This window comes from Pontibacter burrus, assembly GCF_010686685.1.
In the GTDB taxonomy this organism is placed as follows: Bacteria; Bacteroidota; Bacteroidia; order Cytophagales; family Hymenobacteraceae; genus Pontibacter; species Pontibacter burrus.
The window spans coordinates 13,062-27,287 of the sequence record NZ_JAAGWD010000010.1; the positions used below are offsets into that span (position 1 = coordinate 13,062).

16 protein-coding genes are annotated in these 14,226 nt (G+C 47.1%); 11 read left to right on the forward strand and 5 right to left on the reverse strand.

The window, feature by feature from the left end; translation table 11 throughout:
* Window positions 1–14 precede the first annotated feature (14 nt).
* Window positions 15–1,418 (forward strand): dihydrolipoyl dehydrogenase, encoded by a 1,404-nt coding sequence (gene lpdA, locus GXP69_RS17370; RefSeq protein ID WP_163916669.1) that lies wholly within the window; start codon window positions 15–17, stop codon window positions 1,416–1,418.
* Window positions 1,419–1,492: 74 nt separating this feature from the next.
* On the opposite strand, the gene GXP69_RS17375 is transcribed toward lpdA, so the two are convergent.
* On the reverse strand, window positions 1,493–2,485 hold the full coding sequence (locus GXP69_RS17375) for a S41 family peptidase (RefSeq protein ID WP_163916671.1): 993 nt from the start codon (window positions 2,483–2,485) through the stop codon (window positions 1,493–1,495).
* Window positions 2,486–2,712: 227 nt separating this feature from the next.
* Here GXP69_RS17375 and GXP69_RS17380 point away from each other — a divergent pair, with 227 nt between their 5' ends.
* The 3 genes from GXP69_RS17380 to GXP69_RS17390 all read left to right on the forward strand — a co-directional run bounded on the left by GXP69_RS17380 (window position 2,713) and on the right by GXP69_RS17390 (window position 5,484).
* On the forward strand, window positions 2,713–3,810 hold the full coding sequence (locus tag GXP69_RS17380; RefSeq protein ID WP_163916673.1) for a sensor histidine kinase: 1,098 nt from the start codon (window positions 2,713–2,715) through the stop codon (window positions 3,808–3,810).
* 15 nt (window positions 3,811–3,825) lie between these two features.
* Window positions 3,826–4,578: a LytR/AlgR family response regulator transcription factor gene (locus GXP69_RS17385; RefSeq protein ID WP_163916674.1), complete on the forward strand. Its 753-nt coding sequence runs from the start codon at window positions 3,826–3,828 to the stop codon at window positions 4,576–4,578.
* A 114-nt stretch (window positions 4,579–4,692) separates the two neighbouring features.
* Entirely contained in the window at window positions 4,693–5,484 is a 792-nt protein-coding gene (locus GXP69_RS17390; RefSeq protein ID WP_163916676.1) for a pentapeptide repeat-containing protein, read from the forward strand.
* 64 nt (window positions 5,485–5,548) lie between these two features.
* On the opposite strand, the gene GXP69_RS17395 is transcribed toward GXP69_RS17390, so the two are convergent.
* Window positions 5,549–6,145: a hypothetical protein gene (locus tag GXP69_RS17395; RefSeq protein WP_204282087.1), complete on the reverse strand. Its 597-nt coding sequence runs from the start codon at window positions 6,143–6,145 to the stop codon at window positions 5,549–5,551.
* Window positions 6,146–6,340: 195 nt separating this feature from the next.
* Here GXP69_RS17395 and GXP69_RS17400 point away from each other — a divergent pair, with 195 nt between their 5' ends.
* Window positions 6,341–6,829, forward strand: a complete 489-nt coding sequence (locus GXP69_RS17400; protein ID WP_163916678.1) for a CHRD domain-containing protein — start codon at window positions 6,341–6,343, stop codon at window positions 6,827–6,829.
* 106 nt (window positions 6,830–6,935) lie between these two features.
* Window positions 6,936–7,412, forward strand: coding sequence for a GNAT family N-acetyltransferase (locus GXP69_RS17405; RefSeq protein WP_163916680.1), 477 nt, complete (start codon window positions 6,936–6,938; stop codon window positions 7,410–7,412).
* Window positions 7,413–7,421: 9 nt separating this feature from the next.
* Here GXP69_RS17405 and GXP69_RS17410 read toward each other — a convergent pair whose 3' ends face one another.
* Window positions 7,422–7,982 carry a DUF4864 domain-containing protein gene (locus GXP69_RS17410; RefSeq protein WP_163916682.1) on the reverse strand — a complete coding sequence of 187 codons (561 nt, stop codon included), beginning with the start codon at window positions 7,980–7,982 and terminating at the stop codon, window positions 7,422–7,424.
* Between the two features lie 121 nt (window positions 7,983–8,103).
* On the opposite strand from GXP69_RS17410, the gene GXP69_RS17415 reads away from it, so the two are divergent.
* The 5 genes from GXP69_RS17415 (at window position 8,104) to GXP69_RS17435 (ending at window position 12,550) form a co-directional block, all read left to right on the forward strand.
* Window positions 8,104–8,883 carry a phosphatase PAP2 family protein gene (locus GXP69_RS17415; protein WP_163916683.1) on the forward strand — a complete coding sequence of 260 codons (780 nt, stop codon included), beginning with the start codon at window positions 8,104–8,106 and terminating at the stop codon, window positions 8,881–8,883.
* 51 nt (window positions 8,884–8,934) lie between these two features.
* Window positions 8,935–10,209 (forward strand): zinc dependent phospholipase C family protein, encoded by a 1,275-nt coding sequence (locus GXP69_RS17420; protein WP_235925817.1) that lies wholly within the window; start codon window positions 8,935–8,937, stop codon window positions 10,207–10,209.
* Window positions 10,210–10,374: 165 nt separating this feature from the next.
* On the forward strand, window positions 10,375–10,833 hold the full coding sequence (locus GXP69_RS17425; RefSeq protein WP_163916685.1) for a hypothetical protein: 459 nt from the start codon (window positions 10,375–10,377) through the stop codon (window positions 10,831–10,833).
* Window positions 10,834–10,966: 133 nt separating this feature from the next.
* Window positions 10,967–12,070: a DUF3616 domain-containing protein gene (locus GXP69_RS17430; protein ID WP_163916686.1), complete on the forward strand. Its 1,104-nt coding sequence runs from the start codon at window positions 10,967–10,969 to the stop codon at window positions 12,068–12,070.
* Window positions 12,071–12,109: 39 nt separating this feature from the next.
* A complete protein-coding gene (locus GXP69_RS17435) occupies window positions 12,110–12,550 on the forward strand; it encodes a hypothetical protein (RefSeq protein WP_163916687.1) in 441 nt (146 codons plus the stop codon).
* Between the two features lie 44 nt (window positions 12,551–12,594).
* On the opposite strand, the gene GXP69_RS17440 is transcribed toward GXP69_RS17435, so the two are convergent.
* A complete protein-coding gene (locus tag GXP69_RS17440) occupies window positions 12,595–12,822 on the reverse strand; it encodes a hypothetical protein (protein ID WP_163916688.1) in 228 nt (75 codons plus the stop codon).
* Window positions 12,823–12,884: 62 nt separating this feature from the next.
* Window positions 12,885–14,225, reverse strand: a complete 1,341-nt coding sequence (locus tag GXP69_RS17445) for a lysophospholipid acyltransferase family protein (protein WP_163916689.1) — start codon at window positions 14,223–14,225, stop codon at window positions 12,885–12,887.
* Window position 14,226 lies beyond the last annotated feature (1 nt).

The following is a 14,226-nucleotide window of genomic DNA, read 5'->3' on the forward strand; positions in this document are numbered from 1 at the left end:
TAAAGTATAGAAAAATGAAATACGATGTAACCGTAATCGGTTCTGGTCCTGGTGGGTATGTGGCAGCGATCCGTTGCGCACAACTAGGCCTGAAGACCGCAATTATAGAAAAATATAACGTGCTGGGTGGCACCTGCCTTAACGTAGGCTGTATTCCTTCCAAAGCATTGCTTGATTCATCGGAGCACTTCCATAACGCAGCACACACGTTCAAAACGCACGGTATTGAGTTGAACGACCTGCAGGTGAACATGGAGCAGATGATCAAGCGTAAAGGCGAGGTGGTGAAGTCGAACAACGACGGCATTGCTTTCCTGATGAAGAAAAACAAGATCGATACCTACTATGGCCTGGGCTCATTCGTGAACAAAAACACGATCAAGATCACAGATGCAGAAGGAAAAGAACAGCAGATCGAAACAGATAAAACCATCATCGCGACTGGTTCTAAGCCAACAGCACTGCCGTTCCTGCCAATCGATAAGCAGCGCATCATTACATCAACTGAAGCTTTAACACTGACAGAAGTTCCTAAGAACCTGATCGTAATTGGTGGCGGTGTGATTGGTCTGGAGCTTGGTTCAGTTTATGCGCGCCTGGGTACTAAAGTGCAGGTGATCGAGTACATGGATGCCATCATCCCAACGATGGACCGCGCACTGGGTAAAGAGCTGCAGCGTGTGCTGAAGAAAACACTTGGTTTCGAGTTCTTCTTTAACCACAAGGTAACCGGCGCTACCAACGAAGGCGAAGTTGTAAAAGTAACTGCCGAGAATCCGAAAGGTGAAGTAGTAACCTTTGAAGGCGATTACGTGCTGGTATCTGTGGGCCGAAAGCCATATACCGAAGGCTTAGGTCTGGAGAATGCCGGCGTGCAGATGGGCGAGCGCGGTATGATCGCTGTGAACGATCACCTTGAAACAAACGTACCGGGCATTTACGCTATTGGTGACGTAGTGCGTGGCGCGATGCTGGCACACAAAGCCGAAGAAGAAGGCGTACTGGTAGCAGAGCAGATCGTTGGTCAGAAACCGCATATCAACTATAACCTGATACCAGGTGTGGTGTATACCTGGCCGGAAGTAGCTGGCGTAGGCTTTACCGAAGAGCAACTGAAGGAGCAGGGTCGTGCCTACAAGTCAGGCTCATTCCCGTTCAAAGCATCTGGTCGTGCCAAGGCGTCTATGGATACCGACGGCTTCGTGAAAGTGCTGGCTGATAAGAATACGGACGAGATCCTGGGCGTACACATGATCGGGCCACGTGCTGCCGATATGATTGCAGAAGCGGTAGTAGCAATGGAGTTCCGTGCATCGGCAGAAGATATTGCCCGCATGAGCCACGCGCACCCAACCTATACCGAAGCCATGAAAGAGGCGTGCTTAGCAGCTACAGAAAATCGTGCGCTGCACATCTAAGCAACTATAGAAGTTTAAACTATAAAAGCGCCATCCTGCAAAGGGTGGCGCTTTTTTGTGCTGGTAACTATAGTTTATTTCTTTGGCTTATCAATGTGTTTAATGGCAGCCCGGATGTATAAATAGCCATTGGTAATGGTGTTATTAGTAAGATCTAACGCTACATCAGGGGTAATGCCGCGGCCATATACTTTGCCTGTTCTATCCACCATAGTTGATACAGTTAGGTTCAGATACGATCCGTCTGATAATTTATAAAGCTCGTTACTGGTTGTCAGACTTCCGGTATAGGTGCCGATCAGCTTTGTTTTTGGTCTGCCAATAAATGCACCTGCTATCATTTCTGCTGAACTTGCTGTTTTATCGCTCACAAGTATACTTACAGGTGCTTTGGCGTTTTTAATGGTATAAGGTGTTGCCAAAAAGTATTTTCCACCGGTTACATCCCGTACCATGCCATTTCGTACTGTATCGTAAGTAATAACATTATCAGCAGACTGCCAGCCGATAAACTGTCCTTCGCCCAGGATTGCAGCCAGCCCGGCTAGCAACGGGTGCATGTTACCACCATCGTTCAGGCGCAAATCAATTATCCAGCCTTTCGGGTTTTGCGCGTCCAGTTGCCGGATTATAGTTTGCAGAGAATCTGCATAGGCCAACTGCTCATCCTTCTCAAACATATAAAATGGAGGTACAAGTATAAAAGCATACTTTTTGTCGATCATGTGGCCCGATGGCATCGGCAACTTCCTGCCTAGTGATTTATAGCCAACATTATGGGCATCAAATACTTCTTTAGGAAAGAGTCTGCTATGGCGATCTCCCAACTCTTCTAATGCATTATTTAAGGCGGGATATGTCTCTCTTATCGTTTTAGCATCTTTTGCGGCTTCTAACGTCGTAGCGTATAGTTTCTCCCAATCTACTTTTTGCTTGTTGATGGAGTTGTTCTTCATGATGTCCAGTGCCTGAACCACATAAGTTTTTATTGAATCGGGCATTGTCTGTGCGAAGGAAAGCTGCGTTGCTGCAAGAAGCAGGATGATAACGAAGAGTGATTTTTTCATTACGATAGATGTCTGTTTTGTATCTGTTGTTTCGGTTAACTGATGCAAACATAATAGCCCCGGAGCAGCCACAATGACTATAATACATGAACCACCTGTTTTAATTGATGAACGCCTTTAACTATAGCTGTATGGTTTGCTACAGCTGTATGGCCGGTTGATAAATGTTTTTAGGGAGTTGGTGTATTTTCAGAACTATATTCCCGGCAATTCCTCTATTTTTAGGGATGCATAAAAAGAAGATCATCCTGTTCCACGTCCTGTTTTGGTTTATCAATTTCTTTAAGGATGTGATCTATGGTTTCCAGTACTATTACTTCTATGAGAGCCAGTATACCCTGGAGTCGCTTTACAAAACCACGGCCATAGATTTTGTGCGGACGCTGCTTACTGTGGCGCTCTTTTATGCCAATGCCAGTTTCCTGGTGCCGCGCCTGTTCGGGAAAGGGAAATATGTGCTGTATGCTGGTAGCGTGCTGTTACTGGTGGGTGTCTTTACGCCAGTGCATTACTTGTTAGAAACAATCCTGCTCAAGTATTTCAGTTGGTCTACCTATGGGCGCGAGATTACGATGATCTGGATTTACCAGAGTGTATTGCGCGCGAGCCTGATGTACATTATGCTGGGAATTGCTTACGGCTATGTGGTAAACTACTTTAAAACACAGCAGGAAAAGAAGGAGCTGGAGCAGGCCAAACTCACCACCGAGCTCGCTTTTCTGCGTTCCCAGATCAACCCACATTTTTTGTTTAACACCATTAACGATATCTATTCGCTTACCTACCAGAAATCGGACCTGGCGCCGGATGCCTTGCTGAAACTCTCGGGGTTGCTGCGCTACATGCTGCGCGAGAGCGAGCAGCAACAGGTGCTGCTTACCAAAGAAGCCGATTATTTACAGGATGTGGTGGAACTGCAGAAAATTGGTCTGAAGGGAAATGCCTTTATTCATTTCACAACAGAAGGAACTATAGAGGGCAGACAGATCGCGCCGCTTATGCTTATTTCGTTTGTAGAGAATGCCTTTAAGCACGGTGTCTGCACAGACCCTGAAAACCCGGTAACTATAGCGTTGCGCGTAAAAAATGATACCCTTCACTTCACGGTTTTCAACCTCAAAAACAAAGACCAGAAAGACAGAACCGGCGGCATTGGTCTGACCAATGTGCGGCGCAGGCTCGAATTACTCTATCCTGAAAAGCATACCCTGGAGATAACAGAAGATGAGCATACCTTTTTGGTAGAGCTATCGCTGCAGCTAAACAAAACTATAGTTCGCGCCAATGCCAAGCCTGCAGAACCTGTACTTTCCGAGATTTATTAAACTATAGCCTTACACATGAAAACAATCCGCTGCCTTGTAGTAGACGATAAGCCCCTGGCCCTGGACATTCTCACAGACTACATCAAAAAAGTAGATTTCCTGGAGTTTGTAGCCAGTACCACCAGCGCCCTCGAAGCCCTGAAACTGGTAGAGCAGGAGCGTATAGACCTGCTTTTCTTGGATATACAAATGCCGGAATTGACGGGCATACAGGTAATGAAAATACTGGGCGACAAGTGCCGGGTAATCCTGACGACCGCCTACACCGAATATGCCCTGGAAGGCTACGATCACAACATAGTGGATTATCTGCTTAAGCCCATCGCCTTCGACCGGTTTTACAAAGCAGCCCAGAAAGCAAAGCAGGTTTTTGAGTTACAGCAAACTATAGCGGTGCCACCAACTATAATAAAAGAAGAAAAGCCTGCAGAAACACCCGCAGCCCGCGACATCATCTTTGTGAAAACAGAATACAAGATCGTGAAGCTGCGCCTAAGCGATATCCTTTATGTGGAAGGTTTGCAGAACTATGTATCAATCTACACCAAAACCGAGCGTATCCTGTCACTGAAGAACATCAAGAAGATGGAAGAGTTGCTACCGGCAGGCCAGTTTATACGGGTACACAAATCCTACATCATCTCGCTGGATAAGATAGATTCGATAGAGCGTAACCGTGTTTTTATCGGAGATGCGGTGATACCTGTGGGCGAGACTTATAAAGACAATTTTATGGGCATGATCGAGCAGACAAATACGCAGGGGTAATATTTTTACGGGGCTTTTAAAAGTTTTTTCTGGTGGGCAGGCAACCTTTACTATAGTTGCTCCATCTATTAGTCAGAGTCTGGAAAATAACCCACAAAACTGAATTAAACCACTATGAAAAAACACCTGCACCTTTTGCTGGCGCTATTGTTTCTGCCGCTGCTAACTATAGCACAAAATAAGGTAGCTGCCTCTGAGATCATCGCTAAAATAAACCGTGGTGAGGCCGTAAACTATAAGAACGCTGAAATTACCGGTAACCTGGATATGACGAAGCTGCAGAACATGAAGCTGAAGAATGAAAAGGCCGGTAAGAATGATACTAAAGAGTACATCAGCACGGTTACTGCACCTATCGTGTTTGAGAACTGCACGTTTAAAGGCGATGTGCTGGCTTATTTTAACCCGGATAATGGGGTAAATGTAATGAAATCGTCGAATGAGGTGTATAACACTGACTTCGAGAAGGAGGTACGGTTCGAGAACTGTACGTTTGAAGAGGACGCTGCCTTTAAGTACAGTCAATTTGAAGAGAATGTATCGTTTGCCGGTAGCCGCTTTAACGACGAAGCCCTTTTTAAGTACAGCAAGTTCAGAAAAGGTGCCGATTTCAGTAAAACGGTATTTACGGATGATGCCAACTTTAAGTATGTAACCTTTCCGGTAGCAGCCAACTTCAGGGGCGCTACATTTAAAGACGATGCCGATTTTAAGTATGCCAAATTTGAGAAAGGCGTAAACCTGCAACAGGCTACATTTAATGGTCTGGCCAACTTTAAGTATGCTAAATTTTCTGAGTCAGTCAACTTTAAAAACACCAGTTTTAACGGCAGCACCGATTTTAAATACACCAAATTGAATAACCAATCTGTAACCCTGTCTGCGCTGCAGCAAAAAAGCAGATAACCAACCAAACGAGCTTTAGTTTAGATTAGCAAAAACGCCGCACCTTTGATGCGGCTTTTTTGCTTTAGGGCTGCTGCAGTAACGTAATTAGTTTTCCGGCGCCCTCGGCGGGCGTTAAAACAGTTAAAGGTGGCAGCTGCAGCCATTCGGTGCGTACTTTATTTACCAGTTTCAGGTCTATACTATAGTTGGTTTGGGCGGCAGCAACTATAGCTGCAATCGCCGTTTTCAGCGAAACTGCTTTTACCCGTATAGTCTGAGCAGCATAGCGGGCCGGGTGCAGGTGCACATACCTTTCGGCCACCACTCCCCAGCGCAATACCCAATCCGTGCCATCCGAGAGCATTATAGTTTGGTAGTGTTCCCCGCCAGATATCAGATAGCTGTAAAAGGCCTCAGGTGCCAGTATGTTGTGCTGCTGTAAGTGTAATATTACTTCCTGCGCGACCTGAAGCGGCAACATGGAACCTGTATAAAAGTCCAGCTGCGATTGCCCTATACTGCGAAGCGCAGTGCCAATTCCAGCAGCCGAATGTATAGTTTGCTCGTGTATAAAAGCCCTTACATACCCGATGTGATGTTTTAGCGGGTGAAAGAGTACAGGCTTGGGCAGCACCGTAGCAAGTATGGTTTCAGCAGATGCTGGGAGCGAAACAGCCATAGTTACACTTACGCAGATTTAGCAGGCTATATCATTAGAAAACAGAGCCGGTATATGCAAAGCAGCCTGACTGCTTGTATAGAATTCGGGTGCGTGTGCACAATTCTCAGTAACGCTCACGTAAAAGCAGGCTCATCAAACAACTATAGGCAGGGTGGTAAGTAAAAATATATGTTATACCATTCATTTAATATTATGAAAACAACCCTATTTAGAAGCCTACGCCTGCTTGCGATGTGCATGTCGCTACTAGCCTTTACCGTCGCCTGCGATGACGACGATGATGATGATCTGCCTATTATAGACGATGACCTGGAGTTTGAAAATATAGCATTGAGTGGTGCCAATGAAAGACCAAAAGTAATTACGGATGGCACCGGTACTTTTAATGGTGAATATGATCCTGCTTCAAACACACTAACTTATTCTTTAAGCTGGACACTAGGCGAGCCAACTGACTCTACCATAATGATGCACTTCCATGGCCCTGCCGACACCACTACAAGCGCAGGCATACAGATCCCTATTTTAGGGCATACCAGAAATTATACAGGTACATTCTCCGGTTCTGCCACGCTTACTGACCAGCAGGAACAGCAACTGGAAGATGGCCTATGGTACGTTAACATCCATAGTGGTACTCACCGCAACGGAGAGCTAAGAGGACAATTGTTAGAAGACTAACAGTATACAACCACGGCAAAGGGGCTTTCTTCTGAAAAGAGGAAAGCCCCTTTCTTTTTAAGTACAACCGAAGCCTGTACCTTTGCAGCATCATTACTCATACCTTATGCAAAACCCGGAATCTGCCGCTGTAACTATAGTTGATTTTACACCTGAGCACGCTGCCAGTTTCAGAGAGCTGAATGAAGAGTGGATTACGCGCTACTTTGTAATGGAAGAGGCCGACTATAAATCGCTGAGCGACCCGCAAAGTTACATTTTAGATAAAGGAGGGTTTATAGTAATGGCAGAGCACAACAACGAAATAGTTGGCACCTGCGCTCTGCTGAACGAAGGGAACGGCGTGTATGAACTGGCAAAGATGGCAGTAACTCCAAAAGCGCAGGGGCTAAAGATCGGTAAAAAACTGGGGTTGGCCATTCTGGAGAAAGCCCGCCAGGTGGGTGCCTCAAAAGTGTACCTTGTATCTAACCGAACCTTAGGGCCGGCTATAAGTTTGTACAGGAGCCTTGGTTTTGGGGAAGTGCCGATGCCACCAAGCATTTACGCCCGAGCCGACATTAAAATGGAGATCGAACTATAATTGCTATAGTTACGCGCCGTACACAGGCCGCTCTGTCTGCAGCCGCACTACACCAACTGTCATCCAGCAGCCTTTGTAATAGCCCCTTGTCTGACGGGCCAGCATAAACAGGTAGGTAGCCTGCTCGTTTTGTGGTGTAGTCAGCACTACCAGCTGGTAAGCCGTTTTATCATTAACGACCATGTTGCCTTTTTTGTAGGATTTAAAGTTAAGCATTGGCTTGTAGACCGGGTCGCGCACCATCAGCCGGAAATGTTCTATCGGGCCCATGCTTATTTTGCTTATCGGGGAGGAAAAGTTAAACACCGTAATAATGCCGCTGTCGCTGCCATCGTTCTGCTGCAGAGCCTTTAATTGTATTTGTACCACATCGTGCGGCGATAGGCCTTTAGAGGGCTTCAGGTAACTCCAGCTTGATGTGCTGGAAGGGTTGGGTTCGGCAGATACCTGATTTGCATAACGGGCATTGCCCTGCTCCGGCACAACCGGCATAGTCCACAAAAATACAAGCAGCAGCAGAATGCCTACAGCCAGCAATACTTTGTCTACAGTGCTATCCAAACCCTTCATACAAATATGTACTTTATATAGAAGGCGTTAGTTGTGTCTTATACAGGGTTTTAGTTGCACTGTTATGGCAAAACAAAAAATCAACTATGCGTATACCTGCTACTATAGATAAAACTTACTCATGAAAAAGCCGCTGGCTAACTACGCTGAACAGTTCAGGACCTGGTTTACCACTATACCCGGTGTGCAGCATTTCAGGCAGCGGTACCCTCGCATTGCATCGTTTATAGGTAACAGGTTCGACCCGGGCATTTTTGTGGGGTTGCCGCTGAGCCTGCTTTTGCTGGTAGGGTTAGTAAATATAATACTGCTCTCTGAACTTACAGAGAGTGTGATGGATGCCGAATGGATTGTTGTAGCCGACCAGAAATTTACAGATCTGCTATATAGCATGCGCTCGGAGTGGCTGAGCAGGTGCCTCTATGTTATTACCAGCCTTGGCGAGCGCGAAGCTGTGTTTACAGTTGGCGGCGTGGCCACGGTGTTTATGTTTTACTACAAGCGTTACTGGGCTATAGTTGCTTTCTGGCTGGCCATGGCAGGAGTAGGGTTATCGGTACAGTTCGCCAAAAGCTTTATCAGCCGGGCACGCCCTGCCGGTGTAGCCTATTATGAGGTAGAACATTTCTCTTTCCCGAGCGGGCACGCCACTACAGCCATGGCTTTGTATGGCATGCTGGGCTACCTGCTTTACCGCAACATACAAAACTTGCTTTACCGCAGGCTTATAGTTGTCGGAACTATAATATTTATTGTACTGGTTGGTTTCAGCCGGATTTACCTGGGCGTACATTTTTTGTCTGATGTATTAGCTGGTTTTTTGTTGGGTATGCTCTGGATGCTGGTAGGCATAAGCCTGGAAGAAGTAATGCTATATAGGAAAAAAAGAAGAGAACTATAGGACTATATAGTCAGGTTGCTACTTTTAAAAGTTCGTGTCGTACAAGGGGGCATGAAACAGTACTTTATGCGCAGCCTCTGCAGCCTTGCACTTTTACTCTGTATTTATGTGGCAACTGCCCCTGCCGCTTCAGCTTATGGTGTGCTGTCTCACCAGGCTATAGTTGATGCCACCTGGGAGAAAGAGCTAAAGCCACTGCTGAAAAAGAAATACCCCAGTGTTACGGACGATGAACTGAAAACAGCGCATGCCTATGCTTATGGCGGAGCTATACTGCAGGATATGGGCTACTTCCCGTTCGGGAGCAAATTCTTTACCGACCTGCTGCATTATGTGCGGAGCGGCGATTTTGTACAGAACCTGTTGCTGGAAGCTACCGACGTAAACGAATACGCTTTTGCGCTTGGTACGCTGGCACACTATAACGCCGATATCTATGGACACTCGCTAGGTACTAATAAAGCCGTAGCTATAGTTTACCCGGAGCTGAAACAGGAATTTGGCAACACCATTACTTTTGCCGACCATCCGGTTTCGCATGTTAAAACGGAGTTTGGCTTTGATGTATTGCAGATTGCACGAGGCAACTATGCCCCCGAAGCCTATCAGCGGTTTATAGGGTTTGAGGTAGCAAAAGAGCCATTAGAACGCGCCTTTCTGAAGACGTATGGCCTGGAGCTGGGCGATGTGTTTGTAAGTGTGCCACTGGCAGTAGGTACTTACCGGTATACTATCAAAAACCTGATGCCGGACCTTACCCGCGCTGCCTGGAAAGCAAAGGAACACGAGATAAAAGATGCTAAACTGGGCGTAAGCCGCCGTGATTTTGTATACCGCATGAGCCGTGCAAAATACCACAGCAACTGGGGCAACAACTACGAGCGTCCGGGCTTCTTTACCCGCATATGGGCCTGGATCATCAGGATATCGCCTAAAGTAGGACCATTGCAGTCGCTGGGGTTTGCCATGCCTACCCCCGAGGCAGAACAGCTCTTCTATAAAAGTTTTAACGCTACCGTCAGCAACTATGGTAGTGTTTTAAAACAGCTGCGCTCCTCCGACTCCAAAATGGAAAACCTGCAGCTAGATACCGGCAAACCCACCGCGCCCGGCGAGTACAAACTTACCGACGAAACGTATCTGACCCTGCTGGAGAAACTTGATAAGAGCAACTATAAGCACCTGACCCCGCAATTGCAGCAGCACATGCTACAGTTTTTTAAGGCAAATAAACCAGCTGAAAAAGAGCAGGATAAAGAAGAGATGAAAGAGGCAAAAGAAGCACTGCAGCGATTGAAAGCCCATCAGCAAGCAGTGCAACGCTAGGTATAAATTGAGGAAAATACAGCCTTATCTGAAACGAAATGCTGATGGTTTTGTAACAATATGCTCTGAATGCCGATAAAATATAGTGGCGCCGGCAAAATTGGGTCCGGTAGATCTGGCAGGAAATGCCGCTGCGCCAACATATAATAACTTAATATTAAAACCATGGAAAACAAACAGAATAGAAATTCACAGCCGCAGTCAAACATGAACCAGTCGGCACAAAATAACCCTCAGGGTAACCAATCGTCTCAGAATATGCGCTCTCAGAGCAACCAGCCAGTTTCAGGGCAGTCTTCGCAGGGCAGCCACATGACAGGCAGCTCAAGCAGCAGTTCTAACATTGGCAATCAGCAGAGCTCACGTTCTGGTTCATCAAGTTCAGGCTCATCGTCATCTAAAATAGGCGGTATGGATATGAACACAGTAACCAGCAAGCTACAGCAGTTTGGTACTACCGCTATGAACAAAGTGAACAGCCTGAGCACTACTCAGAAAGTAGTGGGTGGTTCGTTACTGGCTTTAGGTGCTGGTTGGCTTGCCATGAACTCAAGCACTAAGAACAAGTATAAAAACAAACTGAATACCACAAGATCAAACAAATTCGGAAGATCTTCTTCTTAACAGAAGCCAGATAATACCTGACAGAAAGCCTGGGTTTTAGCCCGGGCTTTTTGTATTTCAGTAACTATAAACGCAACTATAGTTTAAACGGGCGGCTGGATAAACTATAAACCCGTACCATTTTCTGCATTTTATGGCAAACAGCATCTTACTGAATTTCAGCGCAGACCTCAGCCTTAACCCGGAAGGCAAACATGTACGCGACGGGCTTTCTACAGCGCTGCGCACCGGCAATAACCTGTGGCTGAGCTGCGACGAGCGAAGTACGATAGAGCGGCTCACCGAACAGCCAGATGGCTCATTTGGGCAGCACAAAGCTTTTGACCTGAACGATTACCTGCAACTGCCCGACAAAGATGACAGCGAAATAGACATTGAAGGCATTGGTTATGCAAATCATTACCTGTGGTTGCTGGGCTCCCATAGTTTAAAGCGACGCAAACCGCGCAAACACCAGAGCGTGGCCAAACAGATGAAGCGGCTGGCACAGCTAAAGTCCGATCCTAACCGGTACCTGCTGGCCCGTATTCCTATCGTTCAGGATAAAGAAACCGGTAACTATACACTTTACAAAGAGTGCCCGAACCCGGGTGTGTCAGGCGAAATGCTGCATGCAGCTCAGTTAAAAGGCAGCCCACACAGCAGCCAGTTACTGGATGAACTCCGGAAAGATGAGCATATCGGCCCTTTTACACACCTGCCAGGTAAAGACAACGGCTTCGATATTGAAGGGCTGGCGACAAAAGGCAACCGGCTGTTCTTAGGCTTGCGCGGCCCGGTGCTGCGCGGCTGGGCTATAGTATTGGAAGTAGAGTTGGAAGAAGACGGAGACCATTACCTTAAACTAAAGCAGCTATTGCCGGAGCGACCCTACAAAAAGCATTTTCTGCACCTGAAGGGCAAAGGCATACGCGAGCTCCGGATGCTGGGCGATGATATTTACATTCTGGCTGGCCCTACCATGGACCTGGATGGTGTAATTGCGGTGTACCGCTGGCGTAACGGCGCAACTATAGAACAGGAAACGATGGTGCACACCGCCGACCTGGAGCGCCTCTGTGAGGTAGCGCATGGGCACGGCGAAGATACAGGCAAGGACAAAGCCGAGGGCCTGGCCATTTACGATGAACATAACCTGATGGTGGTATTCGACAGCCCCACTGAAAACCGGAAGGTAAAAGATAACAGCGTGCTCGCCGACCTGATCAGTATAGATAAAGCAGCGCGGGCAGGGTAATTGCCGTATACATCAGCCTACGTACTAAAAACAAAAGCTATGAAAATACTTGAAGCTCTGGCAGGTGGCCTGGCTGGTGCCTGCCTTGTAACACTTACCCACGAAAGTTTGCGCCGCGTTGTACCCGATGCCCCACGTATGGATATACTGGGCATGAGAGCGATTGCCAAAATAATGGAGAAGGCTGGCGCTACACCCCCTGATAATGAAACCCTGCACGATTGGGCACTGGTTGGCGATGTGGTCTCAAACAGTTTATACTATAGTTTGGCAGGGGCCGATAAAAATGCCATTTGGCGTGGTACATTAATAGGCGCTTTGGCCGGTATTGGCGCTATAACGCTGCCCGGTCCGCTGGGCTTAGGCGAGGCACCGAGCGAGCGAACTACACAAACAAAAGCCATGGCGGTAGGTTTGTACCTGTTGGGCGGTGTAGCAGCTGCCTTGGCGGCGCGGGCTATAGTTAAGGCAACTAAATAAAACTATAGCCGCCGGTTTTATAGCTGGCGGCTATAGTTGTTTTCTTAATTCTGGTCCTGGTTGCCCGAACCTTCATCGGTAGGAGGGTTTTGATAAGTTGTATCCGGGGTGGTGTCGGTTGCAGCAGTATCTGTGTTGCCCATATTCCCCTGGTTGTTTTCCGTATTAGTATCTGCTGTATCTACGCCGGTAGTTGTTTCAGAAGAGCAGCCTGCTAATAAGCCTATAACCCCTACACTGGCTGCCAATAAATTTAATTTTATCTTTTTCATCGTATTTTCAGGTTAGTACATGCCTCAGGTTGTACGCAGGATTCGGGCAAGGGTATACTCGGTTAACTTAGCTGCTGGTAATCTTGCTGTGCTTTTTCGAGTTGGGCCATAATGTGGCGGCGCTGATGGCGTAGCTTCTCAACAACATGCTGCCGGCTGTAGAACAGGCGCAGAAACAGCCAATGGCTTTGCGTGTTCTGCAGTTTATTCCAGTAGTGTAAGGTGAAAAATCCGCTCAGGGGCAGGCTTAAGAAATACAGAACAAGCACCGCGCCGCTTATACCAGCCCATTCATGCACCAGCCATAATTCCAGGCCATAAACCAGTGGGAAAGTAAACATGCCGGTTGTGAGCATAATTGGTGCATACCACTCTTCTTCTCTGGTAACAGCACGGGCAACTTTAGATGGAATAATGTAAGGGATATAGTTGTGTATCAGCCCATATAGGTAAACCGGCAACCCTGCAACCAGGTAGAGCAACCCTAGCAAACTTTGCTGCAGCACATCGCGGTTTTGTTTGGTTAGCACGGCATCCGTCAAACGCAGTTTTTTTAAGCGGTGTATGTAGCTATCCAGCTGTTTGCGAATTGTGGTTACCCGTTCCGGCTCAGTCTGGCTAAAATGACTGATGCTTTTTACAAGTTCTCTGGTGACTATAAAATCCCGCTCGTGTGGTAAGGCAGTTTGTGCAAGGGCAGGAGCAAGCCGTTCTTTGTAGATCGCTTCTATCTGGCGGGCCAGTTCATCTTCTTCATCTGTCGGGGTATGGATGATCAGTTTCTCCAGTTGCAACCTGATCTGTTCTGTAAGGTTCTGAACGGTTGAGATGTTATCCTGCTGATAAGCTGCCATGTAATCTTTTACAGAAATTGGCTTGCCGATATTTACAAACACATCGCTCCGGAAGCGGGTAGGGGCCGAGTAGTTAAGGCCAACCGGCAGAATTTTTACATCCAGGCCGGTATCAGCGACGGCGCCCAGCGCAATGCGGGCTGTACCTGTTTTTAATTTCCGCAGGCGGCGCTGGTTAAAGCTATTACCTTCCGGAAAAATGAGGATCGTTTTCTTTTGTTCCAGGGCCTTAAAGCTGGCGGCAAATGCTTCTTCGTTGCTAACAGGTACCTCCGGGTTATCTTCTTTTCTGTGGATCGGTATAAGGTGCATTTGCCGCAGCATCCAGTTCTGGAATCTGGAACCAAACACCGTGCTTTTAGCAATAAAATATACTGGTTGCCGTAGTTGTGCAGCTACCACAATCGGGTCCATAAAAGTATTAGGGTGATTCGAAACTATAAACAGGGGGCCCTGGTCAGGTATCAGGTGTGCGTTGCGTACTTCAAGCTTCCGGAAAAAGAACCAGAGTCCGGTTTTGTAAAGCAGCTTCAGAAATGTATAAAGCATG

What these genes read in the sequence shown, in the direction of transcription:
- lpdA (WP_163916669.1), top strand. Translation starts at nt 15, where the DNA reads ATGAAATACGATGTAACCGTAATCGGTTCTGGTCCTGGTGGGTATGTG.
- GXP69_RS17375 (WP_163916671.1), bottom strand. Translation starts at nt 2,485, where the DNA reads ATGAAAAAATCACTCTTCGTTATCATCCTGCTTCTTGCAGCAACGCAG.
- GXP69_RS17380 (WP_163916673.1), top strand. Translation starts at nt 2,713, where the DNA reads ATGCATAAAAAGAAGATCATCCTGTTCCACGTCCTGTTTTGGTTTATC.
- GXP69_RS17385 (WP_163916674.1), top strand. Translation starts at nt 3,826, where the DNA reads ATGAAAACAATCCGCTGCCTTGTAGTAGACGATAAGCCCCTGGCCCTG.
- GXP69_RS17390 (WP_163916676.1), top strand. Translation starts at nt 4,693, where the DNA reads ATGAAAAAACACCTGCACCTTTTGCTGGCGCTATTGTTTCTGCCGCTG.
- GXP69_RS17395 (WP_204282087.1), bottom strand. Translation starts at nt 6,145, where the DNA reads ATGGCTGTTTCGCTCCCAGCATCTGCTGAAACCATACTTGCTACGGTG.
- GXP69_RS17400 (WP_163916678.1), top strand. Translation starts at nt 6,341, where the DNA reads ATGAAAACAACCCTATTTAGAAGCCTACGCCTGCTTGCGATGTGCATG.
- GXP69_RS17405 (WP_163916680.1), top strand. Translation starts at nt 6,936, where the DNA reads ATGCAAAACCCGGAATCTGCCGCTGTAACTATAGTTGATTTTACACCT.
- GXP69_RS17410 (WP_163916682.1), bottom strand. Translation starts at nt 7,982, where the DNA reads ATGAAGGGTTTGGATAGCACTGTAGACAAAGTATTGCTGGCTGTAGGC.
- GXP69_RS17415 (WP_163916683.1), top strand. Translation starts at nt 8,104, where the DNA reads ATGAAAAAGCCGCTGGCTAACTACGCTGAACAGTTCAGGACCTGGTTT.
- GXP69_RS17420 (WP_235925817.1), top strand. Translation starts at nt 8,935, where the DNA reads ATGAAACAGTACTTTATGCGCAGCCTCTGCAGCCTTGCACTTTTACTC.
- GXP69_RS17425 (WP_163916685.1), top strand. Translation starts at nt 10,375, where the DNA reads ATGGAAAACAAACAGAATAGAAATTCACAGCCGCAGTCAAACATGAAC.
- GXP69_RS17430 (WP_163916686.1), top strand. Translation starts at nt 10,967, where the DNA reads ATGGCAAACAGCATCTTACTGAATTTCAGCGCAGACCTCAGCCTTAAC.
- GXP69_RS17435 (WP_163916687.1), top strand. Translation starts at nt 12,110, where the DNA reads ATGAAAATACTTGAAGCTCTGGCAGGTGGCCTGGCTGGTGCCTGCCTT.
- GXP69_RS17440 (WP_163916688.1), bottom strand. Translation starts at nt 12,822, where the DNA reads ATGAAAAAGATAAAATTAAATTTATTGGCAGCCAGTGTAGGGGTTATA.
- GXP69_RS17445 (WP_163916689.1), bottom strand. Translation starts at nt 14,225, where the DNA reads ATGCTTTATACATTTCTGAAGCTGCTTTACAAAACCGGACTCTGGTTC.